Source organism: Ruegeria sp. CL6, assembly GCF_056536465.1.
This window is the reverse complement of record NZ_JBQFPR010000007.1, coordinates 180,810-205,584: the sequence shown is the minus strand read 5'-3', so window position 1 is coordinate 205,584 and position 24,775 is coordinate 180,810. Positions and strand designations below refer to the sequence as shown.

Sequence of the window (24,775 nt, the reverse complement as noted above, 5' to 3'; positions counted from 1 at the left end):
GGAGAAAGCGCAAAATGAAGGTACTCGTGCCTGTCAAACGCGTGATTGACTATAATGTGAAGGTCCGCGTTAAAGCGGACGGTAGCGGTGTCGATCTCGCCAATGTCAAAATGTCGATGAACCCGTTCGACGAAATCGCCGTCGAAGAGGCGATCCGCCTGAAAGAAGCAGGCAAGGCCGACGAAGTCGTCGCCGTGTCGATCGGCGTAAAGCAGGCGCAGGAAACGCTGCGGACCGCTCTGGCCATGGGTGCTGATCGCGCCATTCTGGTTGTTGCAGCCGACGACGTCCATCAGGACATCGAACCGCTGGCCGTTGCCAAGATCCTCGCCAAAGTGGTCGAGGAAGAGCAGCCCGGTCTGGTTCTGGCGGGCAAGCAGTCGATCGACAACGACATGAACGCCACCGGTCAGATGCTGTCGGCCCTGTTGGGCTGGTCGCAAGGCACCTTCGCGTCAGAAGTCGACATTGAAGGCGACACCGCCAAGATCACCCGCGAGGTGGACGGCGGTCTGCAGACCATCAGCGTCAAGATGCCGACCATCGTGACCGTTGACCTGCGCCTGAACGAGCCGCGCTATGCGTCGCTGCCCAACATCATGAAGGCGAAGAAAAAGCCGCTGGACGAGAAAACCGCGGCCGATTACGGCGTCGACGTCTCGCCCCGTCTGGAAATCGTCAAAACCGAAGAGCCGCCGGCACGTGCCGCTGGTATCGTCGTAGGCTCGGTCGACGAGCTGGTTGCGAAACTCAAAGAAGCGGGGGCTGTGTAATGGCTGTTCTTCTTCTCGCCGAAGTCAACAATGGTGAACTGGCGCTGGACGCCACCGCCAAAGCCGTCAACGCCGCGAAATCGCTGGGTGACGTGACCGTTCTGGCCGCGGGTGGCTCTGCCGCTGCTGCTGGTGAAGCCGCTGCCAAGATCGACGGTGTGGCCAAGGTTCTGGTTGCCGAAGACGAGTCGCTGGGCCACCGCCTGGCGGAATCGACTGCGGCCCTGATCGCAGGCCTGGCCGATGGGTACGAGCATATCGTTGCACCCGCCACCACCGACGCAAAGAACGTGATGCCACGCGTTGCGGCCCTTCTGGACGTGATGGTGATCTCGGATGCGTCCGGCGTGGTTGACGGCTCGACTTTCGAGCGTCCGATCTATGCGGGCAACGCGATCCAGACCGTAAAGTCGTCTGACGCCAAGAAAGTCGTCACCTTCCGCACCGCGTCCTTCGACGCTGCTGGCGAAGGCGGTTCGGCTGCGGTTGAGACCATCTCGGTCGGCGCAGATGCCGGTCTGTCCTCGTGGGTTGAAGACAAGGTTGCCGAAAGCGACCGCCCCGAGCTGACCTCGGCTGGTGTTGTTGTTTCGGGCGGCCGTGGTGTCGGCTCGGAAGAGGACTTCAAACTGATCGAAACTCTGGCCGACAAACTGGGCGCTGCCGTTGGCGCATCGCGTGCGGCGGTTGACTCGGGCTATGCCCCGAACGACTGGCAGGTGGGTCAGACCGGTAAGGTTGTTGCCCCGGACCTGTATGTCGCGGTTGGCATCTCGGGTGCGATTCAGCACTTGGCCGGTATGAAAGACTCCAAGGTCATCGTTGCGATCAACAAGGACGAAGAAGCGCCGATCTTCCAGGTTGCCGATTTCGGTCTGGTTGCCGACCTGTTCCAGGCGGTGCCGGAACTGACCGAGAAGCTGGGCTAAGCCCACGCATCGCATTGGTAGGAAGGCCCGCCAAACGGCGGGCCTTTTTCATTGCAGGTCCCTCACCCTGTTAACAAGCACTTCGGCGATCGCCCTATGTGCGGCCGGCCCAATCATGTGCTCAGCCATCGGCTGCTGCATAGTTCCGAACAACATATCTTCCAGCTCGTCTGACTGGCCGGATATGCTGGCGGATATCTCAACGATCTCAAGACAAAGTGGACGCAGCGCGTCTAGCATTTCATCTGAGACGGGAACTTCTGCGTCCTGTGCTGGCTCAGATCCGTCGAGCTGCCTCAGAACACGCAAGTTCAGAAGGATCACCGGTGTTTTCAGAGATTCCAGCAGATCGCTCAATCGGGCAACCCAGCACTTGCGCAGTTCTTCAGCTACAGCTTCAAAACGCGCGTCCTGCTGCCCTTGAAGCAAGGTCGCAAGATGGTGCACGAAATGGACATCCGCGAAATCGACTTCTGGGTACAACGAGACCAAATCCTCAGTCGGTGCTAGAAATCGATCGTTCCGCCGCGGATGCACCCTGTAAAAACGATTCGATTGCCCCAGAACATCAGGTGCTTGCAGGACGCATAAGTCCGCGTTGTTCAGCACCGATCGTAAACCCGCATCGCCACACAAAGCGTCAACACCGCAAAACAAACTGCCGAGGTTCAGGCACCTCCGATCCAGTTTTCCTTCGAGTATCGCGGGGAAGGGACGCTCGACAAAGCGGCCGAATGTTTCGTTTCCGCCTACGCACGCCATGAAAGGCGTATCCAAGGATCGCTGCGGCCCGCGAAACCAAAGACGCGACTCGCCGTATTGACAAACGGCATCCTCGGGTCCCCCCGAGCCTGTTTGATGATAGCTCATATCACTCACCCATTTTTCACCCGGGTGCCATCATGCAGCCGCAAATCTTGAGAAATTCCTAATGTGCGCATTTGAAGCAAATCCGCAGTACTGGATACCCTTGCCGCCCGACCCAAACTGTCGATATTGTCGCCCTAACCCGTGGCACAAAGGCACCAGAATATGGATGTAAAATCAGTCGGAGTGATTGGCGCAGGCCAGATGGGGAATGGTATTGCCCATGTCCTCGCCCTGGCGGATTACGACGTTCTGCTGAACGACGTAAATCAGGACGCGCTAGACAGTGCGATGGCGACCATCGAAGGGAACATGGCGCGCCAAGCATCACGCGGAAAGATTTCTGACGAAGCGATACAGGCCGCCCTCAACCGTATCCAAACCACGCTTGAATTGCCGGCGCTGGGGCAAACAGATTTGGTGATCGAAGCGGCAACAGAACGAGAGGCGATCAAGCAGGCGATTTTCGAGGACCTTCAACCGCATTTGTTGCCCCACACGATTCTGACATCGAACACCTCGTCGATCTCTATTACGCGACTGGCAAGCCGTACTGACCGCCCGGAACGCTTTATGGGCTTCCACTTCATGAACCCGGTGCCGGTCATGCAACTGGTTGAACTGATCCGTGGCATCGCCACCGACGAAGAGACATTCAGCGCGTGCAAGACCGTCGTGGATCGGCTGGGAAAAACAGCGGCCAGCGCCGAGGACTTCCCGGCCTTTATCGTGAACCGTATCCTGATGCCGATGATCAACGAGGCGGTTTATACCCTGTATGAAGGGGTTGGGAACGTACAGTCCATTGACCAGTCCATGAAGTTAGGTGCCAATCATCCGATGGGCCCGCTGGAACTGGCAGATTTCATCGGTCTGGACACGTGTCTGGCGATCATGAATGTTCTGCACGACGGACTGGCCGACACCAAATACCGCCCCTGCCCTCTGTTGACGAAATACGTCGAGGCCGGATGGTTGGGGCGCAAAACGCAGCGCGGGTTTTATGATTACCGGGGTGAAATGCCCGTCCCGACTCGGTAAAGGGGGCCAGCCCCCTCGCCCGGATTTTATCCGGGCTCACCCCCCGGGATATTTTTAGCCAGATGAAGATACGGATCAGGGCTTGAGCGACTCGCCAAGCCCCAATGTGTGCTTGCGGAGCCAGGCCATGAAGCCGCGCGGGTCACGTTCGAGCAATTGCATGTCTTCGTCTGAAACCGGCTCGCCGATGACGGGTGATTGTGGCTTGTTGCAGGAGCGGACGATCTCGTGCAGCAGAAGCCCCTGACGCAGAATAGCGGACATTTTATTGGCAATCTGGTATGCGCGCGAGTTGCTGCCCGGGAAGAAGATAGGCACAACCCGTGCGCCCGATCGCCGAATCATCTTGGCCGTGAACACATTCCACTCTTGCTCGATCGCGGGGCCGAACCAGTCATCCGACGACATCACGACGCCCGAAGGGAACAGAGCAACCACCCCGCCGTTTTTTAGGTGGTCCATCGCCTTTCCGCGCATTTCAAGCATTTTGGCCTGTGCTTCCGGGTCATGTGGAAAAGGCACGGGAATCATGAACGAGGTCGCGGCTTCATCCAGACCGGTCAAAACCGAGCGCGTCAGGATACGATAGTCGCTGCGGACCCGACCGATCAATTCAGCCAAAATCATGCCGTCGACCATGCCATGCGGGTGGTTAGCCACCACGACCACCGGTCCGGTCTTTGGGATACGTGCGATCTGGTCTTCAGGGGTGGTGAGGTCGATACCCATCACCTCGAGCGCGCCGCCCCAGAACCGTTGGCCGCGATAGTATTCGTTCTTTTTCTCGAACTTGTTGACCATACGCAGAATGGTCAGCTTACCCGTACACCATTCAATGGCGCGGATCGCGGTTGCAGTCCAGGCATCGTCGAAAGAGTTTGCGTAGGTCAGGGTTCTACGGTCGTAGACTTCGCCCTGGTCCTCGGCCCCATTCACAACCGGGCCTGTCTTGGTCTCGTGCGTTGTTTCCGCCAAATCCTGGTCTTCCCGTTCTTCTTATCGCGGCAGGTGCGGTCAGAACCCTTCCCCGAACTTGTCGTTCACCAAGGTTTCCAGCGCATCAGCCAACGCCTCAGCATCCGGTCCGGATGTCTCGACGTCAATAGTCGTTCCGCGCGATGCTGCCAACATCAAAAGACCCATTATGCTGTCGCCTGACGCAGAAAGCCCGTCTTTTGACACTTCGGCCTGCGCGTCGAACCCTTCGACCACCTCGACCAGCTTTGCCGAGGCACGGGCGTGCAAGCCCTTTTCATTGATTATTTTCAAACTTCGGGTTGTCATTCTTAATCGGTCCGGTCTTCGTCCAGCGTCACATTTTGGGCATTGATGTATTTGCGTCCAGCCTCCATCGCCTGCCTTACAGCGTCGCCGACAGGCAGATGGCGGGATTTGGCCAGTTTAATCAACATAGGCAGATTTGCACCGTAAAGGATACGTCGATCCTGCGGTGCGCAGGCGCGCAGACTCAGATTCGAGGGGCTGCCGCCAAATAGATCCGTGACAACAACGACCCCGTCGCCGACATCCACACTGTCAGCGGCCGCGCAAATTTCGGCCTGCTTTGCGTCGCGATCATGATCTGCCTCAATCGAGATCGCAACCAAGCCAGATTGTTGTCCGACCACATGCTGCATCGCGGCCAGATATTCCTGAGCCAACCCACCATGTGCTACGAGTACGATCCCGATCAATCCGGCCTCACATTCAACGATCGACGTTCCATTTCGCGGTGCCTAATTGCCACTTGCTGCCCCTCCTCCGCAAGAGCCTTTGCAACGGCTTCGGCGGTGGCAACCGATCTGTGTTGTCCCCCGGTGCAGCCGAAGGCCACGGACAGGTGCGCTTTGCCCTCGGCCCGATAAGCAGGCAGCAAGTGCCTGAGCAAATCAACGACCCGGTCGAAAAACGGCGCATAGTTCGCGTCTGACTGAACATAGCGCGCCACATCCGGGTTTCGACCATCCTCGGCCCTTAGTTCCGGGCGCCAATAGGGGTTGGCCAGGAATCGACAGTCAAAAACCATATCCAGTCCGCGCGGCAACCCTCTTTTATAAGAGAATGATTCGATGGATACCGCCAGATGTCGGCCGCTCTGCGGTGCAAACCAGCGCTCGACCTCTTCGCGCAGTTGGTGGACATTCAGCGGACTTGTATCAATCAGCATGTCCGCAAACTCGCGGATCGGTGTCAAAAGTTCCTTCTCGTGACGAACACCGGTCTCGGGACTTGCGTCTGCCGCCACCGGATGACGCCTGCGTGTTTCGGAAAACCGGCGCAACAGCACCTCGTCACTGCAATCGAGATACAATGTCGACATGTCGACTTGCTCCATTCGCCGCAGTTTGGCCGCCAGTTCGATGAACCCTATCGTCGAAAACTCCCGGTTGCGGGCGTCAATGCCCAGCGCCATTGGCCGGTCGTTTTCCGGCCCTTCCAACAGGTGCAGCAAAAGCCCCATGGGAAGATTGTCAATCGCTTCAAACCCGAGGTCTTCGAGAACCCGAATCGCCGTCGACCGGCCCGCACCCGAAGGCCCGGTCACCAGAACGATACGCCGCTGCTTTGTCATATGCTGGGCCATTCAGGGTCTACGCGCCCCATCCTCAGTAATTGCATCAGAGCTGATGCCAAATTGGGGACACCCGCCCCGCGTAGCAAGGGAACAGTTTGCCTCAGGGCGCGAATTTGAACCACTTCGGGCAGGCGCGCGGGTTCTGATTGGTCCAGATCGACCACATAGCTCAGCTTAACCGGCCCCACCGGTTGCGCCCGCAACAGACCAATGCCGCGCGCCTCAATCAATCCGCTTATGGGCGCAGGGACGTCGACCAGAACACTATCGCCTTCCATCCTTAGAACGACCCTGTCGTCTGCGACAAGCCCGGCACCAAGCGCCATCATCTGCAACCCGAGTGCTGACTTACCCGCCCCAGAACGTCCGACAAATAGCATCCCCCGCCCTTCGGCGGCTACGCATGTGGCATGGAGAATTGCTGTGTCTTGATCTGCGACGTCTAAGAGGAACTGACCGCTCATGACCTACACAGGCAGGCCCACGACAAAACGGGCACCCAGCGGGTCAGAGGTAATATCCGCTTCGGTGGGGCGGATATTCTCAGCCCAGATAACCCCGCCATGCGCCTCAACGATCTGTTTGGAAATCGCCAGTCCGAGACCGGAATTGTTTCCAAAATGCTCGGGTGGACGCTGCGAATAGAACCTTTTGAAGACCTTGGTCAGCGCCTGCTCGGGAATTCCGGGGCCGGTATCCTCGACAACAATCAAAACACGGTTTTCCCGACGCCGCACCCACACGCGGATAGCGTCACCGTTTTCACAGAAGGAAATCGCGTTGGTGATCAAGTTGACAAACACCTGCGCCAGACGCGCCTCAAGCCCGTTAATTTCGATTGGTTGCGCCGGCAAGTCGGTGATATATTCGACCCCCTTTGCCCTGGCGTCTTCACCTAGGTACTGGCTGATATTACTGAGCAGCTTGAGCAGATCAAACATCTGCTCTTCTTCCTTGACCAGCTCGGCATCCAGACGCGACGCATTCGAGATATCGCTGACCAGACGGTCGAGACGGCGGACGTCATGCTCAATAACGCTCAGCAGTTTTTCACGCTGATCCTCTCGCTTGACCATGCGCAATGTGCCCACTGCAGATTGCAGGCTGGCCAAAGGATTCTTGATCTCGTGCGATACGTCAGCCGCAAATTGCTCGTTTGAATCAATACGGTTGTAAAGCGCATTCACCATGCCGCGCAAAGCCCGGCTGAGGCGGCCTATCTCATCCGGCCGGGCGCTAAGGTCTGGGATGCGGATACGACCCGGATTTACCCCGGCCCCCCGGTCCTTGCCTGTCTCGGCAGCGGCGGCCAAGTCCGCCAAGGGGTTTGCGATCGTAGACGCCAGAACAAGGCTGAGGCCGATGGATACCAGCAATGCGACCACGAACATTTGCAGGATACGCTCCTGCTCGCGACGGGCCAGTGCGTCGATCTCACCGGCAGGACCGGCCATAGCGACCGCCCCGACAGGCTGCCCGTCCTGTATGATGGGCGCGGCAGCCACGATAACGGTTTCGCCTGCGCCGTCTTTCACAGCCTGAACCTGCATCTCACCCTGCAGCGCACTGGGAACCAAAGATTGCACGCGCTGCGCCAGCGTTGGCGCTTCGTCCGGGTTGGCGTTCGTGAATACCTTGTACAACCCGGTCCACACGGCATTCAGCGCGTCACTGATCAGCGTGCTGCCTGTCTGAACCTCGGCCTCTGATCTGAGAAGGTGGGGCATCTGAACACTGACCGCCCCGCCCCGCGTCCAACCGATCAGAGTACCGGCGGCGTCGTACACAAAAACTTCGCCCCCTACGGGAAGGCTTAGCCCCGCCAGCGTATCCTTTACGTCCAGCTCGGCGCTGCCATTGGAAAGCGCGATGGAGTTTTGCCTTAGCTGCGCTTCAAACACGTTGCTGACAAGCAGGGCGTCCCCGGACAAGTTGCGTGCCGTCTGCTTTACCTTCTCCTCACGGGAATCATCCAGATACAGCAAGCCGGTCACAAGAATGACCAGAGCCACCAGATTGAAGGTTATGATCTTTCGGGCCAGAGGGGATCCGCGAAGCGAAAACAGGTTCCGGCGGCGGCGCGATGCACGCAGCTCGGCCGAGTCCGGATCCTGCGGGATGACCCAGTCATCACCCAGAACGACATCCCCATCCCGCAATTCGCTGGCTTGTTCCGTATCGCGCACGTGCCCCAACTACCCTTTCAAAGCAGCTATTTTTATTCTTCGTTATACCTGTAGCCTATCCCGTACAACGTTTCGATGGCCGAAAACTCCGGGTCGGCGGCGCGCATTTTCTTGCGCAGTCGCTTGATGTGGCTATCGATCGTGCGGTCATCCACGTAGACTTGATCGTCATAGGCGACATCCATCAACTGATCGCGGCTTTTGACAAAGCCCGGACGTTGCGCAAGAGCCTGCAAAAGAAGGAACTCAGTCACTGTCAGGGAGACATCCGCGCCCTTCCAGCTAACAGCGTGGCGCAGGGGGTCCATCCTCAACTCGCCCCGCTCCATAACCTTGGCATCCCCCGAATTGGCAACGGCGACATCACCCGAGGTGGCCTCCTGCCGGCGCAGCAATGCGCGGATACGCTCAACCAGAAGACGCTGAGAAAACGGTTTCTTGACGTAGTCATCGGCCCCCATGCGCAGGCCAAGCACTTCGTCGATTTCATCGTCCTTGGAGGTCAGGAAAATCACCGGCATCTGGGTTTTCTGCCGCAGGCGCTGCAACAAATCCATGCCGTCCATCCGGGGCATCTTGATATCCAGAACTGCCATATCCGGCAGTTTCTTGTTAAACGCGTCCAACGCAGCCTGCCCGTCGTTATACGTTTCGACCTCAAAACCTTCGGCTTCGAGAGTCATGGACACGGACGTCAGAATGTTTCTGTCGTCGTCCACCAGTGCAATCTTTGACATCGGGTTTGCCCCTATTCCTGCTCACTCATGCAATATTTCGCTTATTAGTAGGGCATTTTTGTCGTTTTTGTGGCCCCGAATCAATCCGTATCTGCGAATCGTGCGTTTGTTGTCACACAGTTGCAGCAAAAAAGCCGTTAATGTTGCCGGAAAAGCGCCCTGATTTCCGACAGGAAATTTGTGATGGCGCTAAACCTGAAGTTGGTTGCGCTAACTGCGCCAAACCGTCCTGTTCATGCCCCAAACGACCGTGATAAGACCCGGCTGTCCGCCGGAACGATCCGGCAAAATGCCCCAAGAGCGCATTGGGCCTGAAGCCTGCGCGCCGCCACAGGAGAAGACAAACATGACATCTGGACGGGTTAACCCGCAATTCCGCCTCGAAGATCAGGGCATCGAGGGTCTGGGAAATGTCTATTACAACTTCATGGAACCGGCGCTGATCGAAGAAGCGCTGAAGCGGGGCGAAGGCACGCTGGGCAACGGTGGCGCTTTCCTCGTTACCACCGGCAAATTCACCGGCCGGTCACCCAAGGACAAGCACGTTGTCAAAACAGATAGCGTCGCTGAAACCATCTGGTGGGAAAACAACGCCGAGATGAGCCCCGAGGGGTTTGATGCGCTGTACGAAGACATGCTGGCGCATATGAAGGGCCGCGACTATTTCGTGCAGGACCTCGTCGGCGGGGCAGACCCGGCCTACTCGATCAACGTGCGCATGGTCACCGAACTGGCGTGGCACAACCTGTTCATCCGTCACCTGCTGCGCCGCCCGGATCGCGAGGATCTTGACGAGTTCACTGCGGACTTCACCATCATCAACTGCCCCAGCTTCCAGGCCGACCCGAAAAAGCACGGCTGCCGGTCCGAGACCGTGATCGCGCTGAACTTCGACCGCAAGCTGATCCTGATCGGCGGCACCGAATATGCAGGCGAGAACAAGAAATCCGTCTTTACCCTGCTGAACTACATGCTGCCCGAAAAAGGCGTCATGCCGATGCACTGCTCGGCCAACCACGCTGTTGGCAACCCGGTCGATACGGCTGTGTTCTTCGGCTTGTCTGGCACTGGCAAAACCACCCTGTCTGCCGATCCGTCGCGCACCCTGATCGGGGACGACGAACACGGCTGGTCAGATCGCGGAACCTTCAACTTCGAGGGCGGTTGTTATGCCAAGACGATCAACCTGAACGCCGAGGCCGAGCCGGAAATCTATGCGACGACCAACAAGTTCGGCACCGTCATCGAGAACATGGTGTTTGACCCCGAAACCAAGGAACTGGATTTCGAGGATGACTCGCTGACCGCAAACATGCGCTGCGCCTATCCGCTGGAGTATATCTCGAACGCTTCCAGCAGCGCGCTGGGTGGCCACCCCAAGAACATCATCATGCTGACCTGTGATGCGTTCGGCGTACTGCCCCCGATCGCGCGACTGACCCCGGCGCAGGCGATGTACCACTTCCTGTCGGGCTTCACCTCCAAGGTTGCGGGCACCGAGCGTGGCATCACCGAGCCGCAACCGACCTTCTCGACCTGTTTCGGCGCGCCGTTCATGCCGCGTCGTCCGGAAGAATACGGCAACCTGCTGCGAGACAAGATCGCCCAGCACGGCGCGACCTGCTGGCTGGTCAACACCGGCTGGACCGGTGGTGCCTACGGCGTTGGCAGCCGGATGCCCATCCGCGCCACTCGCGCTTTGCTGACTGCCGCGCTGGAAGGCTCGCTGCGCGACGCCGAGTTCCGCAAGGACGCCAATTTCGGCTTTGACGTTCCGGTATCCGTACCCGGCGTTGCCGAAGTTCTGCTGGACCCCCGTCGCACTTGGGACGATCAGGCCGCCTTTGACAAACAGGCGGAAAAGCTGGTGCAGATGTTCGCCGAAAACTTTGAACAATACTTGCCGTTTATCGACGAAGATATCAAAGCGGTTGCGATCGGGTAAAAAGACAAGGGGCGACTTTCGCCCCTTTTTTTCGCCTCGACACATGACCTTCGGGCAATGCGGCCTACGTTCAAGGGCGTATACAAATACGTTGCTCGTTTCCTTGGTTTGCGGTATCCCCCGAGGTCATTGTGACGAAAAAGCCCGGCGCAGTTGCACCGGGCATATGGTGAAAAGACCTTTGGGAAGCTCAGGCGCACACTCACACACGCGATTTGAGCAACCTAATCGAATACGAGTGTATGAAACAGGGGATGAGTGTCAATACGAGACGAGCTGAACGCAAATAACTCAGTATCTCTCACCCCGTTGTTCTTGCACGGCGGGCGACACAGGCAAGGACAGGTAATACCATGACGGAAATCTCGAAACTGACCGAACTGCGCAAACTGATGCAGAGCATGGAACGCACACTGGGGCTGGAACAGCTTTCTCCGGTTGAGCGGGACATCTACTACGCTGCTGAAGAACTGTCGAAAACCGATCAGGAAGTCCGCACATTCGGCCTGATCGAGCACACTCTGGTTCAAAGTGTTTCGCGCCCTACGTTTTTCCGTGCGCTCAAGTCGCTAGTGCAGAAAGGGTATCTTTCGCAAAGCGGCAGCGCGAACCGGGGCCGGTATATCGTTCATGCACCCAGATGATGGCTTTAGCCTGCACGATGGTGGTTGATCGTCGTGCACAAATGGGCCTCTGACACATTCTACGCATCGCTGGCTTATGTCGTCGCATCCTTCCTCACGTTCGAGGTTCTGATGCCGCTGCAGAATGTTTTCTTTCCTGAATATCCCAGCCGGGCCAGCCTTTTGTTTCTGCCGCACGGCGTGCGCGTTCTGGCGGCTTGGCTGCTTGGCTGGCGTTCGATCTACGCGCTACTTCCAGGCGTCTTTATCGTGTTTGCGTTTCTGGGTGGCTCTGACGTATTCCTGCCCAGCCGCCTTGTGGCCATCGCAATCGCTGTAACCACCGTTCCGGCGGTATTTTACCTTTTGAAATGGGTGGGCTGGGATTTATTCCCGCGCGCCGACCGCAAACCCTGCTGGTCCTGTATCATGGGCGTCGGCGTCATTACCTCATTCCTCGTTTCGGGCCTGACCAATTTGGCATTTGGCAGTGCGCGAGTGGAATACGTCGCATACCTGATCGGCGATATCTCGGGCCTGTTTTTCCTTATGCTTGGGCTATATTTCGCGTTTCGCTTTGCCGACACGCGCGGCTAACCCAGAAAACCGCGCCGCAGCAGGTTCAACCCGGCGATCAGCAAGACCAGCAGCGTGACCTTTCGGAACAGCGCCTGATCAATGCGGGATTGTAGCTGCAAACCGATCCACATTCCGATAAGCGCAGGCAGAACCAAAGCCGCCGAAAACGGAGCCGTCTGGGAATTGAATATGCCTGAACCCAGATGGGCCACCAACAAAGCAACAGCACCCAGACTATAGATCACCCCCTGAACCCGCATCTGCACAGCTTTCGGCGTGTTCAGCGCGGTCAGGTAGAGAACGGTCGGCGGACCCCAGACACCGGACATACCGCCGACAAACCCCGCGATTGACCCAATCCCGACCTCAATCCGGACAGAGGGCTTTTCAAGGGTCAGCTTCAACCCCAAAACCTGAATCAAGGCGAAGAACGTCACCGGAACGCCAATGATCAAGAGAAACGTCCTCGCCGGGACAATGCTGACCAGTTGCGCGCCCAATAGCAGAAATACCAGACCGACGCTCAGAAACACCCGAAACTGCCGAACGGCGGAAATGGCTGCGGGCACCCCCTCGCGAAGCCCCTGATATCCGTTCGTCACTAGTGTCGGCAAAATCAATCCCGCAATGGCAAGGTCAGGCGGCAGGATCATACTTAGCCCCGACACCAGAATCATCGGCATGGCAAATCCAACCATACCCTTGACCCAACCGGCCAAGAACGCGACCCCGAAAGCGAGCATCAGTTCCTGCGAGGAGAGTGCGGAAAACAACGTCATGGTCCCGTGATACCACTCCTGAAATTCTCTGCACTGCAAAAATGGTAGCGCAATTTTTGAACTTTTTCGCAGCGTAATTCGTATTTTTGTTGCGCTGCATGTGCAGCATGGTATGACCGTACGACCCAGAAAAGGACGTGATTCATGGCCCATGACGGACAGGATATGACCCAGATGACGACATCCGCGATTTTGCCCGACCTACTGACTCTGACCCGCGCCGCCGTGCCTGCTGTCGAAGCAGTATTTGAACGCGCGCGCGAGTCGGTCCGGGCGATGGTAACCGAAGATGATCGTGTCTCTGGCGCGTTGATCGAAGCGAACCAAACCGCGGCACATGGGCTGGCTTGGCTGGCGACTTACCAGCAATCCCTGCAACAGATGCAACGCTGGGCCGAGGCGCTGGACGCCGATGGCAAGTTTGGCGAAATCGAACAATTGCTGCATCAGATCGCCTTTGGCGAATACCTGCATCAGGTCGCCGGTGGCATTCCGATGAACCAGGGTGAGGTCATTCGCCTGCAGGATATGGGTCTGGGCTGGGACGCGCTGTCTGGCTTCCAATCAACTGAAATCCAGACCCTGATGGCGCAGGCCAATTCTCAGGCCGCCCGCATCCGTCTGGTTGAACTGATGGAAGATCAGGCCGGTGCCACGATGTTCGGCGCGTCCGGTCTGGACGAAGAACTCGAAATGATCCGCGACCAGTTCCGCCGCTATGCGCAGGAAAAGGTGGAACCCAACGCCCATGACTGGCATCTGAAAGATGAATTAATCCCGATCGAGATCATCGAAGAACTGGCCGAAATGGGCGTCTTTGGTCTGACCATCCCCGAAGAATTCGGCGGGTTCGGCCTGTCCAAAGCCTCGATGTGCGTGGTGTCCGAGGAACTGTCGCGCGGCTATATTGGTGTTGGTTCGCTGGGCACTCGGTCCGAGATTGCCGCCGAGCTGATCATCGCGGGGGGCACTGACGAACAGAAGGCGCAATGGCTGCCCAAAATCGCCAGCGCCGAGATCCTGCCGACCGCTGTTTTCACCGAACCCAACACCGGATCGGACCTTGGCAGCCTGCGCACCCGCGCAACCAAGACCGAGGATGGCAATTACGAGATCACCGGCAACAAGACATGGATCACCCATGCCGCGCGCACCCATGTGATGACCCTGCTGGCTCGTACCAACCCTGACACCACCGACCACCGTGGTCTGTCGATGTTCCTGGCCGAAAAGACGCCTGGCACCGATGAGAACCCCTTCCCCACCGAGGGCATGACCGGCGGTGAGATCGAGGTTCTGGGCTATCGCGGCATGAAAGAATACGAGCTGGGTTTTGATGGCTTCAAAGTCAAAGGTGAAAACCTGCTGGGCGGCGAAGAAGGCAAAGGCTTCAAACAGTTGATGGAGACGTTTGAGTCCGCCCGCATCCAGACCGCCGCCCGCGCCATCGGCGTGGCGCAATGTGCGCTGGATATTGCCATGCAATACGCGCAAGAGCGTAAACAGTTCGGCAAATCTCTGATCAACTTCCCGCGTGTCTCGGGCAAGCTGGCGATGATGGCGGTCGAAATCATGATCGCGCGTCAGCTGACCTATTTCAGCGCGTGGGAGAAAGACCACGGCCAACGCTGCGATCTTGAGGCCGGGATGGCCAAGTTGCTGGGTGCCCGTGTTGCGTGGGCGGCGGCCGACAACGGCTTGCAGATTCATGGCGGCAACGGTTTTGCGCTGGAATACAAGATCAGCCGCGTTCTGTGTGATGCACGTATTCTAAACATTTTTGAGGGGGCCGCCGAAATTCAGGCACAAGTTATCGCTCGGCGCCTGTTGAGCTGACTTTTTCGGCACCCCTGTTTCCCCAACTTGACCCGGCGCTCGCGCCGGGTCTTTTTCTATTCTGCAACGTTTGGACTCAATCTGGCCTCTTGCTCAGTTCGTCCTATGAATTCATTTTAAACGACGCTAGAGCAGCCAAAGAGTTCAGACAGTCCCAAATGCGAAAATCCGAATGATCCGATCTTTACTGGCACTCTGTGCGATCTTCTTGGCGCTTGCGCTTGGCGGCTGCTCAACCTCTCAACCCAGCGCCAGTCAGAGCGATATCGACGCGCTTACCGTTGCCATCAAAGAGCTTGACCCAAGCATCGATCCAAACGAAGCGCAAAGGGCCGCTGCTATTTCATATTCCTATTCGCAGCAACTGGCGCGGGACTGGAATGTCACTGATGCGGCCATCATTCACAATGCCAAGGTCATAAACGGGTTTCGGGAGCGCGGATTGTGTAACGACTGGGCCGAAGCCATGTCTGCACGCCTTCGGCAAGAAAACTTTAGCACGTTGGACGTGCATTGGGCCACATCGCCGCCCACGCAGTTTCGTATCATCCATCACTCGGCCCTGATCAGCGCCAAGGGTGCTTCGATGTATGACGGAGTCATTCTCGACCCCTGGCGGAACAGTGGCGCGCTGTTCTGGGCCCCTGTCCGCGAAGACACACGGTATAACTGGCGACCTCGTAGCGAGGTTCGCGAAGAGCTGTTGAACGGCGCAATACCGTATTGATAAGGATACCGGCATGATACGCCTCGCCTTCGCTTTTGCCCTTCTTGCTTTATTTCAATGCGACAAGGACGAAACGGTGGCCGCTTATGGCGCGGCGGATCAGACCTGGGTGCTGCAGGAAATCGATGGTGAACGCTTTCCCGCAAGTGCCCTGCTGAGGTTCCCCGAAGAAGGCAAGATCGCAGGCAATGCCCCCTGCAACAGCTACAGCGGCACGCTGAACGCGCCCTATCCCTGGTTTGAGATCACCGATCTGACAGCAACACGCGCGGCCTGCGCCGGGCTTGAGGCAGAAGGCTTCTACTTTGCGGCGCTGCTGGCCATGACTCAGTCCGAAGTGTCCGGGGATGTCCTGATCCTGCGCAATGACGACGGGCATGAAATGGTGTTCAAAGCCGCCGAATAAACTGATCCACGAAACGGGCCCGCGCCTCGGGCAATGGGTTGTGACCGAGCGATGGGGCCAGATGATGCTCCAGAAAGTAACCTGTTGTCCGCAGCCCCTGCGCGATCTCTGTATCCGGGGCAGTTCCTTCACCCTTCAAACAAGGCGGCAATGGTAGCAACCGGTCGGCCCATTCCCCTGCGCCCTGTTCGCTGACCGCACGACCGGTTTTCGGTGAAACAAAGATCAACCCCTCGGTTGCGCCTGTTACGGCACAGGCTGAAAAGTCGAGGCCAAAACCCAACTCCTCAAGCAACGCCAGCTCCCACCGCAGATAGGCCAATGGCCAAATCTCGTCTTGGCCCAGCAGGTCCATCAACTGTTCCGTTTGCTTGTAGACCCCCGGATGCGGTTCACGCTCGGGCAGGCTGAAGGACAGCAACGCCACCACCGCGTTCAGACCCGACAACGCGAGCCGGCCAGAGAACGCCGCCGCTGCGCGTGACCGCAAGGGTTCAACCTGAAACGTGCCCAGATGTTCCTCCAGCCGGGCCCGCCAGAGTACATCCACCTGCGCGCCCGGTTGCAGAATCGGAGAGATCTTGCGGCTGGCCCCACCCCGAACAACCCCAGCGTGACGACCGTGGGTTTCGGTAAAGACCTCGATGATCGCTGAGGTCTCGCCATGCCTGCGAGACGTCAGAAGGATGCCATGATCGCGCCAGTCCAAGTTTTGATCCTGTGGAAGATTGTGCTGAGCGCAACAAATCCCAAGCCAGCGCAGTGTGCAAGGGTATCAGGCGCCGGCACCGGTTTTGCACCTGAGTTTGACGGTGCGAGGGGCACAAACTGCGTCGCGCCCCACCGGATCATCACTCCAGCCCGTCCTCACCCAAAAGATGCCGCCCTTGCCGGTCTTCGACTTCGATCACCCAAAGATCGGGATCAAAACTGCGTTGGCGCTGAATGGTACTGTCCACGTCTGCTTCTTCACCGCTGGACAGCTCCACCCATTTGCGCTCACCGCTCATCAGGTCAAAGCTGCGTTGAAAGGCCACCGCCTGACCATCCAGCGTGTTCATCTTGACCAACACAGCGCCCGCCGTATCGTCGCCATGCGCCACGACAAAAGCCGGAATATCCTGAAGCCTCAGCCGCGCGATATAGGCGTGAACCCAGAAATCTGCGGTCAGTCGAGTCATGCGTTTCCGTCTTTGAAATCCAGTCCCATTTCCGAATACCGCTCGGACTCTTCCAGCCAGTTGGGTCGGACTTTCACTTGCAGGAACAGGTGGATTTTCCGGTCAAGGAACTCTTCCAGTTCGGCGCGCGCCGCTTGGCTGACGGCTTTGATCGTCTCGCCGCGTTTGCCCAGAACGATCCCCTTGTGGCCGTCGCGCATGACATAGATGACCTGATCAATCTTGGCCGAGCCGTCCTTGCGCTCTTCCCAGTTCTCGGTCTCGACAGTCAGTTGGTAGGGCAGTTCCTGATGCAACCGCAGGGTCAGTTTCTCGCGGGTCATCTCTGCCGCAATCATCCGCAGCGGCAGATCGGCAATCTGGTCTTCGGGATAGAGCCACGGACCTTCGGGCAACTCAGCCGCCAGCCACTTTCGCAGGTCATCGACGCCAAAGCCTTTCTCAGCCGAGATCATGAAAGTCTCGGCAAAAGGATAGCGCGCGTTCAGGTCACTGGTCAGCGCCAGCAGCTTTTCACTGGGCACCTTGTCGATCTTGTTGATGGCCAGTGCGATGGTGCGGCCCTGTCCGATCTCCTCCAACCCCTCAAGGATACGCTCGACCCCTTCGGTGATGCCGCGATGGGCCTCGACCATCAGAACGACAACATCGGCATCCGCGGCCCCACCCCACGCGGCGGCGACCATGGCGCGGTCCAGACGGCGGCGCGGTTTGAACAGGCCGGGTGTGTCCACAAATACAAGCTGCGCGTCCCCTTCCATCGCGACACCACGAATACGGGCCCGCGTGGTCTGAACCTTGTGCGTCACGATCGAGACCTTGGCCCCGACCATCCGGTTCAGAAGGGTGGATTTGCCTGCGTTGGGCTCTCCGATCAGAGCGATAAATCCGGCGCGTGTGGTCATGTGTCCTGCGATCCTGTTTGCAAGTGCGCACCCCTATATCAGAAAGACCCAATGGGCCAGAGGGATTTGTTGACAGTCCGACATGCCCGCCCTTGGCAGCGACAAAGCTTTTGCCCGGCAAGAAAAGCAATAAACTGCCAGAGAGTTCTGCTAGGCTAGGGTTAGGATTTCGGACTAAAAACGTGTTTACCACCATCTGCAACAACATCCCCAGACCAACCAGAATGATCGCAGGAATGTGCGGCCTGCTGTCATGCGCCCTGCTTGCGACAACGGGTCCGACGCAGGCCGAGAACGTGGACCTCCGAATAACCGAAACCATCCCGGTCAAGGAAAAGGCACTGCCTTACACGTTGTATCTGACGCTAAAAGACACAGGACCAACCCGATTGGGCATGGCCGCGTTTCTGGATCTGCGTTCATTTCAGAAACACGCGCCCTGGATATTTTCGGGGGTGCTGCAAGAAACCTGCCAACGCAAGTTTTCGCTTGCTGTTTCTGATGTTCAGGCTGATGCGGACACGCTTGTCGCAAAGGGGCAGGTCCAGGCCAAGTTCTATGCCTGCGACACCGATGATCCCGAAACTCATTACCGGGGGGTCTTGCTGTTCGGGCAAAATGTGGATGTCATCGTGAAGGCCGCGGCAGAGGTGGAACAGAACTGTTTGCATGTGCGTCTGAGGGATATTGATCTGGAACTGCAAGGGGTCGTAGGAACCCTCTCGGATTTGATTGGCCTGACCGACAAAGCGCGTGAAGTGATCCTTGCAAAAGGCACCGAAGTTCTGGCCGAAAACCCCGTATGCCCCGAACTGCCAAGCGAATTGGCAGGGTTGGAGCCACAGTTCACATCCGGCGGAATTCGAGAGATCAACACCGGCGGCGTAGGAGCGACGCTGAGCGGGTCGGTCGATACCAGTGCGGAAACGTTGTTGGATCTGATTGCTGTACTGCAGGAAACGCAAGGCGTCGGGGTTGTAGAATGAAGGTGCTGATACCGCTTGTATACGGCTTCTGCCTAGCCTCGCATCCAGCATTGGCCCGAGAGGTAAAACTCGAATTCAATCAGACCCTTGCGGCCGACGGGATGGAATTTCCCTATCGCCTGTCCATGACGCTGACAGATGTTGCCCCAACACGTATCGGCGTTGAGGCCATTTTGGACTTGCGTGAGGTACAGGAAACACTTTCCGAAGTGTTAAACGACACCGAGCTTGCAAACCTTTGCAATGCTCAGGTGACGCTTGAAACCCTCAGCACGGTCGCGCAAGGAAGTGAAATCGCGGTTCAGGGTCGCTTTGCAATGGAGGCGTTCAAATGCGATCGCAATGCTGGCCAGTCTCCGCAACGGCTTGAAAGTATCGCAGCAAATTCCCTCACGTTCACGGCGGCGGCTTCGGTGCAGGTCCAAGACCAATGCGTGTACTTTGAATTGGGCGGGATCGACCTGACGCTGGCTAAACCGATCCCGGATACGGAGACACAAGCGCAATTCCTAAGCGAGGCCCAAGCCATATTTCAGAAGGCCAGTAATGCAGTTCTACAGCGCAATCCGGTCTGCCCGACCCTGCCGCCAGAATTGTCTTCGATTGATCCCCGCTTTGCCTCGGGCGGTACGGTAGAAATCAGCAATGGTGGGATCGGTGTCGCGCTAAAGGGGTCATTCGACGTCAGCCCCGGGACTATTCTGGATGTGCTGAAAGTGTTGCAACAGCAAGGGGTACTGCCTGCGGCTCGCTGATCTATCAGGTCAGACTATCCAACAGGGCCTTGGCCGCTGCCTGCTCTGCCTGCCGCTTTGATCCTGCTGTGGCCTGCGCCTCAGTCCCGTCCTGCAGTCTGGCCGCGATAGTGAAAACCGGCGCATGGTCGGGGCCGCTGCGCTTGACCTCGACATAGGACGGGGGCTTTTGCCCGCGCGCCTGCGCCCATTCCTGAAGCGCGGTTTTCGCGTCGCGGGCGTCCGCCTCGACATTGTGAATCCGGTCGCCCCAAAGTCGAACGATCACGCCTGCCGCGGCCTCAAAACCGGCGTCACGGTATATGGCCGCAATGACCGCTTCCATCGCATCGCCCAACAGCGCTTGCTTGCGGCGCCCGCCAGACAACATTTCGGACCGGCCCAGTTTCAGCACAGCCCCCAGATCAATCTGGCGTGCCACATCCGCGCATGCTTCTTTGCGCACAAGCGCATTGAAACGGGGCGCAAGTTGCCCTTCGGATGCCTTTTTATCGGCCTCCAGCAGCGCCGTGGCCATCACAAGGCCCAAGACCCGGTCACCCAGAAACTCCAAACGCTGGTTGTCGGGACGGGTCGACGACGACACCGACCCGTGCGTCAGGGCACGCACCAGCAATTCGGGGTTTGAAAACTCATACCCCAAACGCTGCTGGAAAGCCTTTATGTCAGCCGAGAGCTTCAATTCACCGCCTTAAAGAACCGATCTCCGCGCCAGGTCCAGAAGAACAGCATCGAACGCCCTGCGGACGAGAACATGATCCGATCAGCGCGACCAATCAGGTCTTCGTAGGGAACATACCCCACTCCGCCAGCCGATTGCGGCAGACGGCTGTCGCTCGAGTTGTCGCGGTTGTCACCCATAAAGAAGTAATGGCCTTCGGGCACGGTATAGATGCCGGTATTGTCCGACCCCTGATTGCCGATATTCAGGACGTCATAGGACACCCCGTTTGGCAGAGTTTCGATCGCGCGAGATTTTTCGCAAAGGCCGCCATAACCGACAGGTCCGTTTTCACACCGGGGGCGCAAGCCTTGCGACCCCTGCGGCGCGGACACTTCGGCAAAGACTCCGTCGGGCTGCTGCGGAACCGGGGTGCCATTTAGGATAATCTGACCCTGACGCACCTGAATTCGATCGCCCGGCAGCCCGATCAAACGCTTGATATAGTCACGACCAGTCGCTGGATGGCGGAAAACGATGACATCGCCACGCTCGGGCTCTCCCTCCCAAATCCGCGAGTTGTCGTCGCCCTGCATCCAGCCGCAAATATCCTTGGCATCAATATTCAGCCCAAAGCTGGGGATGATAAGGCTGGGACATGACGCATAAGAATACCCGTAGGCCATCTTGTTGACGAAAAGGAAATCCCCGATCAGCAGCGTCTGCTTCATCGACCCGGAGGGAATCCAGAAAGGCTGAAAGAACAGCGTGCGGAAAACGCCTGCGATCAGCAATGCGTAGACGATGGTTTTGATCGTCTCCCACACCGAATTTCCGGTTTTGACGTCCTCGGCCATACTGCTCTCCGGTCCTTGATTTGTTGGGGTGCTACATGCGGGGCGAGGCCCGGTTAGTCAAGGCCGGACGGCGCCTTCGTGAAGCTGTCGCGCCTCAATCACCACGAAAGCCTGCGCCCAGGGGTGATCATCTGTCAGCGTAACATGGATGATCGCTTCGTGGCCTTCGGGTGTCATTTCGCGCAGACGCTCAGCGGCCCAGCCGGTCACATGCATGACGGGCTGACCTGTGCGAAGATTGGTAACGGACATGTCTTTCCACGCGATCCCCATGCGCAGACCAGTGCCCAGCGCCTTGGAACACGCCTCTTTCGCGGCCCAGCGCTTGGCGTAGGTTCCGGCGGTATCCGCGCGGTTTTCGGCTTTGCGCTGTTCGATTTCCGTAAAAACCCGATTGCGGAAACGATCACCGAACCGATCCAGCGTACCCTGAATCCGTTCAATATTCGCAAGGTCCGTGCCAATGCCGAGGATCACGTCACACCTCCAGAACAACAGAGCCCATCTTCTGCCCTGCTTCTACCATTTCATGAGCCGCCGCTGCATCCGACAGCCCGCCGCCAGGCACAACCGCGTGGCTGAGCGCATTTTGCTCCAGCCATTGACCAAGCTGCGCTTCACCCCGGCGTCGCGACGCGGCATCCATCTGATAGACGATCAGCATGTGCAGGCGGATATTCTTGAACATAAAGCCATAAAAATCCAACTCTGGCCGCATCTGAGAAGCCGACGCATAGCTGGCTATCGTCCCGCAGAGGCGGATCAACGACAAAGACGCGCGCTGATTGGCGGCGAAATCCACCTCAACAATGCGATCCACGCCTTGACCGTTGGTCATGTCCATCACGGCCTCGGCCACATCCTGCGCGCGATAGTTCACCCATTCAACCGCACCGGAATGAGCGGCTTTCTCGTCAGAACTGACTGTAGTGATAACACGCGCGCCGCCCAGAGCCGCCATTTGGCAGGCATACCTGCCAACGGTCCCTGCACCACCGGTAACCAGAACGGTTTTTCCGGTTATCGGACCGTCGCAATAAAGCGCATACCAAGCAGTCATGGCCGGTATCCCGAAACAAGCGCCTTCGGCAAAGCTGGTGGTTTCAGGCAGGTAGACCGCCTGTTCGGATGGCAGGGCGATGTATTCTCCACCTGTGCCAAAAGCACGCTGCCACTGCCCATTCCAAATCCAGACTCTTTCACCAACCCGGGCGGAATCCACACCGTCGCCCACTGCTTCGATCACGCCAGCCCCATCGGAATGAGGGATGACGACGGGGTATTGCATGGTAGCACCCGGCCGCGCGCCGCCCCGCAGTTTTACGTCGGACGGGTTGATGCCGCTTGCGCGAACGCGCACCAGCACCTCGCCCGGTCCGGGCTTGGGATCAGGCATATCAACCAGTTCCAGAACCTCTGATGCGGGTCCAAACTTTCGGTAGGTAATTGCTTTCACGCCGGTACATGTCCCGTTCTGATTGACAGAGTTTTGTCGATGGCCAGGTTCTTCAAGTCTTTTGCTTCTTTCTGCCCATCGCCCTGAGCTCCGCTTTCATGGCTAGCCAGAAAATCACGCTGTTCGAGAAAAAAGCCCAGATCGTTAGCCATGCCATCAACTCTACAATTTGGCCACTGCGGTGCCAAAAGCGGAAAAGGAACATGTCCACCGGACCGATCCCGGACAGGGCTAACAGAAAATAGGCCACGTAGTTGACGAAAAAGAAGAACAACGTTGCCGCAACCGCAAACTGAAGGATTTCGATCATACGCGGCATACGCTGCGCGGATCGTGCTGTCGCACGCCCGGCAATGGCCGCCGCAAGAATCGCTGACAAATACGGAATGCCCACATTCGTCAGGTCTATTCCGGTCAGAACAAGCAACACGACGATCGAAATTGGCAGCAAAAACCGGATCACGACCAACCAGATCGCATAGTGCCACAAGTTGATAGTTTTCAACGCCTTGCCTTCCCTGATCAGGCTACGGGTTTACGCGGGCTTCATCCATCAGCCTGCGCATTTCCTGAATGGCTGGGGTGAGGCCCAGAAAAATTGCCTCGCCGATCAGAAAATGACCGATGTTCAACTCTCGAACCTCGGGAAACTCTGCCACGGGCTTCACGGTCTCATAGGTCAGCCCATGACCCGCGTGAACCTCCAGGCCCAGCGAGTGTGCGAAGGCAGACATCTCACGCAGGGATTCAAGTTCCCGGTTGGCTTCGTCAAAGTGTCCCTCGGCAAAGGCATCGCAATAAGCGCCGGTGTGCAGTTCGATCACCTCTGCCCCAATGCGATGAGCCGCTTCGATCTGGCGCTGGTCAGCGGCGATGAAGATCGAAACCCGGCACCCCGCCTCACGCAGCGGAGCGATGAAATGGGCCAGCTTGTTTTCCTCGCGCGCGACCTCTAGCCCGCCCTCGGTGGTGCGTTCCTCACGCTTTTCGGGAACGATACAGACAGCGTGCGGTTTGTGGCGCAGAGCAATTTTCTGCATCTCAGGCGTCGCCGCCATCTCGAAGTTCAGCGGCACGGACAAGACGTCCATCAGCGCTTCAATGTCTGCGTCCAGAATGTGACGGCGATCCTCACGCAAATGAGCGGTGATGCCGTCAGCACCGGCCTCTTCCGCCAGTTTCGCAGCCCGCATCGGGTCAGGGTACGCTCCGCCACGCGCGTTCCGAATGGTCGCAACGTGGTCGATATTCACACCCAAACGCAGATGGTTTTCAGACATCGCTTGATTCCTTTCCCGAATTTTTGCCCGAGCCTAGTGGGTTTGTAACGGGAACGGCAGCCCCGGACTCGGCCAAACGTTTGATTTCATCAAACTTCGCCTTGATCTTGTCTCGGCGGCGCTGCTGGTAAGTGCGTATCAGGGGAAGGCTGAGGTAATAACAGATCGCAGCGGCAAGCAGACCGGGCAGAATACCTCCGACCAGATAAGGATAAAACACTTCGCGATAAAAGACGCCAAGACCATGCCAATCCGCGACCCGATCTGTGAACATGGCGATCAGGTTGTCCTTTAAGTCCCGCAGGGCGTTGGCGAATTTCCTCATCAGCCCTTGCGTATCGCCTTCCTGGAACTCTGTTCCCAGCAAGAAATGCCCTGTCTGCAGGCACACCACCCCGATCGGAACGTAGGTCAGCGGATTGCCAAAGAACGTCCCGCTGAGCGCGGCCAGAATATTGCCGTTGATCAGCCGCGCGCACACCGCGGCCACGACAAAGTGCAAACCATAGAAAGGCGTGAACGCAGCAAAGACCCCTGCGCCGATACCACGCGCAATGCGCTCAGGCGAATCCGGCAGGCGGCGCACACGGTGTTTGACGTAGTGAAAAGCGCGGGTCCATCCACCACGAGGATAGACGAATTCTGATGCGATCTGGACAGGCGAGCGTCGATCTCGGCGCTTGAATACCAC

At 57.8% G+C, this 24,775-nt stretch carries 30 protein-coding genes; 11 read left to right on the top strand and 19 right to left on the bottom strand.

Going from position 1 to position 24,775, the window contains the following annotated elements; translation table 11 throughout:
- Positions 1 to 14: 14 nt before the first annotated feature.
- Together ACR0LH_RS18280 and ACR0LH_RS18275 are read left to right on the top strand one after the other, a co-directional pair.
- Positions 15 to 773, top strand: coding sequence for an electron transfer flavoprotein subunit beta/FixA family protein (locus tag ACR0LH_RS18280; protein ID WP_170388298.1), 759 nt, complete (start codon positions 15 to 17; stop codon positions 771 to 773).
- Complete coding sequence (locus ACR0LH_RS18275) at positions 773 to 1,702, top strand: electron transfer flavoprotein subunit alpha/FixB family protein (RefSeq protein WP_170413959.1); 930 nt, start codon at positions 773 to 775, stop codon at positions 1,700 to 1,702. Before ACR0LH_RS18280 ends, ACR0LH_RS18275 begins: the two co-directional genes overlap by 1 nt.
- A 48-nt stretch (positions 1,703 to 1,750) precedes the next feature.
- On the opposite strand, the gene ACR0LH_RS18270 is transcribed toward ACR0LH_RS18275, so the two are convergent.
- On the bottom strand, positions 1,751 to 2,572 hold the full coding sequence (locus ACR0LH_RS18270; RefSeq protein ID WP_480721991.1) for a DUF6473 family protein: 822 nt from the start codon (positions 2,570 to 2,572) through the stop codon (positions 1,751 to 1,753).
- 162 nt (positions 2,573 to 2,734) lie between these two features.
- Between ACR0LH_RS18270 and ACR0LH_RS18265 the strand changes: the two genes are divergently transcribed.
- Entirely contained in the window at positions 2,735 to 3,610 is an 876-nt protein-coding gene (locus ACR0LH_RS18265) for a 3-hydroxybutyryl-CoA dehydrogenase (protein ID WP_480721990.1), read from the top strand.
- Positions 3,611 to 3,685: 75 nt separating this feature from the next.
- Here ACR0LH_RS18265 and ACR0LH_RS18260 read toward each other — a convergent pair whose 3' ends face one another.
- From ACR0LH_RS18260 to ACR0LH_RS18230, 7 genes are read right to left on the bottom strand one after another with little or no spacing between them, the layout of a single operon-like run.
- A complete protein-coding gene (locus ACR0LH_RS18260; protein ID WP_480721988.1) occupies positions 3,686 to 4,585 on the bottom strand; it encodes a lysophospholipid acyltransferase family protein in 900 nt (299 codons plus the stop codon).
- A 39-nt stretch (positions 4,586 to 4,624) separates the two neighbouring features.
- Complete coding sequence (locus ACR0LH_RS18255) at positions 4,625 to 4,894, bottom strand: HPr family phosphocarrier protein (protein ID WP_170485943.1); 270 nt, start codon at positions 4,892 to 4,894, stop codon at positions 4,625 to 4,627.
- Positions 4,895 to 4,896: 2 nt separating this feature from the next.
- Positions 4,897 to 5,304, bottom strand: coding sequence for a PTS sugar transporter subunit IIA domain-containing protein (locus ACR0LH_RS18250; protein WP_170388288.1), 408 nt, complete (start codon positions 5,302 to 5,304; stop codon positions 4,897 to 4,899).
- A complete protein-coding gene (rapZ, locus tag ACR0LH_RS18245) occupies positions 5,301 to 6,182 on the bottom strand; it encodes an RNase adapter RapZ (protein ID WP_480721986.1) in 882 nt (293 codons plus the stop codon). Before rapZ ends, ACR0LH_RS18250 begins: the two co-directional genes overlap by 4 nt.
- Positions 6,179 to 6,649 (bottom strand): HPr kinase/phosphorylase, encoded by a 471-nt coding sequence (locus ACR0LH_RS18240; protein ID WP_480721984.1) that lies wholly within the window; start codon positions 6,647 to 6,649, stop codon positions 6,179 to 6,181. Before ACR0LH_RS18240 ends, rapZ begins: the two co-directional genes overlap by 4 nt.
- A 3-nt stretch (positions 6,650 to 6,652) precedes the next feature.
- The gene (locus ACR0LH_RS18235) at positions 6,653 to 8,371 is read right to left on the bottom strand and encodes a sensor histidine kinase (protein ID WP_170485946.1); all 1,719 of its coding nucleotides are present in this window, start codon (positions 8,369 to 8,371) and stop codon (positions 6,653 to 6,655) included.
- 32 nt (positions 8,372 to 8,403) lie between these two features.
- Positions 8,404 to 9,108, bottom strand: a complete 705-nt coding sequence (locus ACR0LH_RS18230; RefSeq protein WP_170388274.1) for a response regulator transcription factor — start codon at positions 9,106 to 9,108, stop codon at positions 8,404 to 8,406.
- Between the two features lie 346 nt (positions 9,109 to 9,454).
- Here ACR0LH_RS18230 and ACR0LH_RS18225 point away from each other — a divergent pair, with 346 nt between their 5' ends.
- The 3 genes from ACR0LH_RS18225 (at position 9,455) to ACR0LH_RS18215 (ending at position 12,273) form a co-directional block, all read left to right on the top strand.
- Positions 9,455 to 11,053 carry a phosphoenolpyruvate carboxykinase gene (locus tag ACR0LH_RS18225; RefSeq protein ID WP_170388272.1) on the top strand — a complete coding sequence of 533 codons (1,599 nt, stop codon included), beginning with the start codon at positions 9,455 to 9,457 and terminating at the stop codon, positions 11,051 to 11,053.
- Between the two features lie 353 nt (positions 11,054 to 11,406).
- The gene (locus tag ACR0LH_RS18220; protein WP_170388330.1) at positions 11,407 to 11,697 is read left to right on the top strand and encodes a hypothetical protein; all 291 of its coding nucleotides are present in this window, start codon (positions 11,407 to 11,409) and stop codon (positions 11,695 to 11,697) included.
- Positions 11,698 to 11,730: 33 nt separating this feature from the next.
- Entirely contained in the window at positions 11,731 to 12,273 is a 543-nt protein-coding gene (locus ACR0LH_RS18215; protein ID WP_480721982.1) for a hypothetical protein, read from the top strand.
- Here ACR0LH_RS18215 and ACR0LH_RS18210 read toward each other — a convergent pair.
- Positions 12,270 to 13,034, bottom strand: a complete 765-nt coding sequence (locus ACR0LH_RS18210) for a sulfite exporter TauE/SafE family protein (RefSeq protein WP_170388270.1) — start codon at positions 13,032 to 13,034, stop codon at positions 12,270 to 12,272. The genes ACR0LH_RS18215 and ACR0LH_RS18210 overlap by 4 nt on opposite strands.
- Before the next feature lie 144 nt (positions 13,035 to 13,178).
- Between ACR0LH_RS18210 and ACR0LH_RS18205 the strand changes: the two genes are divergently transcribed.
- The 3 genes from ACR0LH_RS18205 to ACR0LH_RS18195 all read left to right on the top strand — a co-directional run bounded on the left by ACR0LH_RS18205 (position 13,179) and on the right by ACR0LH_RS18195 (position 16,003).
- A complete protein-coding gene (locus tag ACR0LH_RS18205; protein ID WP_480721981.1) occupies positions 13,179 to 14,870 on the top strand; it encodes an acyl-CoA dehydrogenase family protein in 1,692 nt (563 codons plus the stop codon).
- A gap of 172 nt (positions 14,871 to 15,042) precedes the next feature.
- Complete coding sequence (locus tag ACR0LH_RS18200; RefSeq protein WP_170805021.1) at positions 15,043 to 15,597, top strand: hypothetical protein; 555 nt, start codon at positions 15,043 to 15,045, stop codon at positions 15,595 to 15,597.
- A 13-nt stretch (positions 15,598 to 15,610) separates the two neighbouring features.
- Positions 15,611 to 16,003 (top strand): META domain-containing protein, encoded by a 393-nt coding sequence (locus ACR0LH_RS18195; protein ID WP_480721980.1) that lies wholly within the window; start codon positions 15,611 to 15,613, stop codon positions 16,001 to 16,003.
- On the opposite strand, the gene recO is transcribed toward ACR0LH_RS18195, so the two are convergent.
- The 3 genes from recO to era all read right to left on the bottom strand — a co-directional run bounded on the left by recO (position 15,987) and on the right by era (position 18,089).
- Positions 15,987 to 16,712: a DNA repair protein RecO gene (gene recO / locus ACR0LH_RS18190; RefSeq protein WP_480721979.1), complete on the bottom strand. Its 726-nt coding sequence runs from the start codon at positions 16,710 to 16,712 to the stop codon at positions 15,987 to 15,989. The genes ACR0LH_RS18195 and recO overlap by 17 nt on opposite strands.
- A gap of 142 nt (positions 16,713 to 16,854) precedes the next feature.
- Positions 16,855 to 17,184: a DUF1491 family protein gene (locus ACR0LH_RS18185; protein ID WP_170485951.1), complete on the bottom strand. Its 330-nt coding sequence runs from the start codon at positions 17,182 to 17,184 to the stop codon at positions 16,855 to 16,857.
- Complete coding sequence (era, locus tag ACR0LH_RS18180) at positions 17,181 to 18,089, bottom strand: GTPase Era (protein WP_170388257.1); 909 nt, start codon at positions 18,087 to 18,089, stop codon at positions 17,181 to 17,183. Before era ends, ACR0LH_RS18185 begins: the two co-directional genes overlap by 4 nt.
- Positions 18,090 to 18,271: 182 nt before the next feature.
- Between era and ACR0LH_RS18175 the strand changes: the two genes are divergently transcribed.
- Together ACR0LH_RS18175 and ACR0LH_RS18170 are read left to right on the top strand one after the other, a co-directional pair.
- Positions 18,272 to 19,075 (top strand): hypothetical protein, encoded by an 804-nt coding sequence (locus ACR0LH_RS18175; protein ID WP_480721978.1) that lies wholly within the window; start codon positions 18,272 to 18,274, stop codon positions 19,073 to 19,075.
- On the top strand, positions 19,072 to 19,830 hold the full coding sequence (locus tag ACR0LH_RS18170) for a hypothetical protein (protein WP_480721977.1): 759 nt from the start codon (positions 19,072 to 19,074) through the stop codon (positions 19,828 to 19,830). Before ACR0LH_RS18175 ends, ACR0LH_RS18170 begins: the two co-directional genes overlap by 4 nt.
- A gap of 4 nt (positions 19,831 to 19,834) precedes the next feature.
- Here ACR0LH_RS18170 and rnc read toward each other — a convergent pair whose 3' ends face one another.
- From rnc to ACR0LH_RS18135, 7 genes are read right to left on the bottom strand one after another with little or no spacing between them, the layout of a single operon-like run.
- Positions 19,835 to 20,512: a ribonuclease III gene (gene rnc / locus ACR0LH_RS18165; RefSeq protein WP_480721975.1), complete on the bottom strand. Its 678-nt coding sequence runs from the start codon at positions 20,510 to 20,512 to the stop codon at positions 19,835 to 19,837.
- Positions 20,509 to 21,348, bottom strand: a complete 840-nt coding sequence (gene lepB / locus ACR0LH_RS18160) for a signal peptidase I (protein ID WP_480721974.1) — start codon at positions 21,346 to 21,348, stop codon at positions 20,509 to 20,511. Before lepB ends, rnc begins: the two co-directional genes overlap by 4 nt.
- A 57-nt stretch (positions 21,349 to 21,405) precedes the next feature.
- Complete coding sequence (acpS, locus tag ACR0LH_RS18155) at positions 21,406 to 21,825, bottom strand: holo-ACP synthase (protein ID WP_170388243.1); 420 nt, start codon at positions 21,823 to 21,825, stop codon at positions 21,406 to 21,408.
- 1 nt (position 21,826) lies between these two features.
- Positions 21,827 to 22,804 (bottom strand): NADPH:quinone reductase, encoded by a 978-nt coding sequence (locus ACR0LH_RS18150; protein ID WP_480721973.1) that lies wholly within the window; start codon positions 22,802 to 22,804, stop codon positions 21,827 to 21,829.
- A gap of 52 nt (positions 22,805 to 22,856) precedes the next feature.
- Positions 22,857 to 23,309, bottom strand: coding sequence for an ABZJ_00895 family protein (locus ACR0LH_RS18145; protein ID WP_480721972.1), 453 nt, complete (start codon positions 23,307 to 23,309; stop codon positions 22,857 to 22,859).
- 22 nt (positions 23,310 to 23,331) lie between these two features.
- Entirely contained in the window at positions 23,332 to 24,084 is a 753-nt protein-coding gene (locus ACR0LH_RS18140) for a pyridoxine 5'-phosphate synthase (RefSeq protein WP_170567751.1), read from the bottom strand.
- The gene (locus ACR0LH_RS18135) at positions 24,077 to 24,775 is read right to left on the bottom strand and encodes a DUF2062 domain-containing protein (RefSeq protein WP_170388234.1); all 699 of its coding nucleotides are present in this window, start codon (positions 24,773 to 24,775) and stop codon (positions 24,077 to 24,079) included. The genes ACR0LH_RS18140 and ACR0LH_RS18135 overlap by 8 nt, the downstream gene beginning before the upstream one ends.

Bases quoted from the DNA above. Each gene is read 5' to 3' on its own strand.
- ACR0LH_RS18280 (WP_170388298.1), top strand. From the start codon at position 15: ATGAAGGTACTCGTGCCTGTCAAACGCGTGATTGACTATAATGTGAAG.
- ACR0LH_RS18275 (WP_170413959.1), top strand. From the start codon at position 773: ATGGCTGTTCTTCTTCTCGCCGAAGTCAACAATGGTGAACTGGCGCTG.
- ACR0LH_RS18270 (WP_480721991.1), bottom strand. From the start codon at position 2,572: ATGAGCTATCATCAAACAGGCTCGGGGGGACCCGAGGATGCCGTTTGT.
- ACR0LH_RS18265 (WP_480721990.1), top strand. From the start codon at position 2,735: ATGGATGTAAAATCAGTCGGAGTGATTGGCGCAGGCCAGATGGGGAAT.
- ACR0LH_RS18255 (WP_170485943.1), bottom strand. From the start codon at position 4,894: ATGACAACCCGAAGTTTGAAAATAATCAATGAAAAGGGCTTGCACGCC.
- rapZ (WP_480721986.1), bottom strand. From the start codon at position 6,182: ATGACAAAGCAGCGGCGTATCGTTCTGGTGACCGGGCCTTCGGGTGCG.
- ACR0LH_RS18240 (WP_480721984.1), bottom strand. From the start codon at position 6,649: ATGAGCGGTCAGTTCCTCTTAGACGTCGCAGATCAAGACACAGCAATT.
- ACR0LH_RS18230 (WP_170388274.1), bottom strand. From the start codon at position 9,108: ATGTCAAAGATTGCACTGGTGGACGACGACAGAAACATTCTGACGTCC.
- ACR0LH_RS18225 (WP_170388272.1), top strand. From the start codon at position 9,455: ATGACATCTGGACGGGTTAACCCGCAATTCCGCCTCGAAGATCAGGGC.
- ACR0LH_RS18220 (WP_170388330.1), top strand. From the start codon at position 11,407: ATGACGGAAATCTCGAAACTGACCGAACTGCGCAAACTGATGCAGAGC.
- ACR0LH_RS18210 (WP_170388270.1), bottom strand. From the start codon at position 13,034: ATGACGTTGTTTTCCGCACTCTCCTCGCAGGAACTGATGCTCGCTTTC.
- ACR0LH_RS18205 (WP_480721981.1), top strand. From the start codon at position 13,179: ATGGCCCATGACGGACAGGATATGACCCAGATGACGACATCCGCGATT.
- ACR0LH_RS18200 (WP_170805021.1), top strand. From the start codon at position 15,043: ATGATCCGATCTTTACTGGCACTCTGTGCGATCTTCTTGGCGCTTGCG.
- ACR0LH_RS18195 (WP_480721980.1), top strand. From the start codon at position 15,611: ATGATACGCCTCGCCTTCGCTTTTGCCCTTCTTGCTTTATTTCAATGC.
- ACR0LH_RS18185 (WP_170485951.1), bottom strand. From the start codon at position 17,184: ATGACTCGACTGACCGCAGATTTCTGGGTTCACGCCTATATCGCGCGG.
- era (WP_170388257.1), bottom strand. From the start codon at position 18,089: ATGACCACACGCGCCGGATTTATCGCTCTGATCGGAGAGCCCAACGCA.
- ACR0LH_RS18170 (WP_480721977.1), top strand. From the start codon at position 19,072: ATGAAGGTGCTGATACCGCTTGTATACGGCTTCTGCCTAGCCTCGCAT.
- lepB (WP_480721974.1), bottom strand. From the start codon at position 21,348: ATGGCCGAGGACGTCAAAACCGGAAATTCGGTGTGGGAGACGATCAAA.
- ACR0LH_RS18140 (WP_170567751.1), bottom strand. From the start codon at position 24,084: ATGTCTGAAAACCATCTGCGTTTGGGTGTGAATATCGACCACGTTGCG.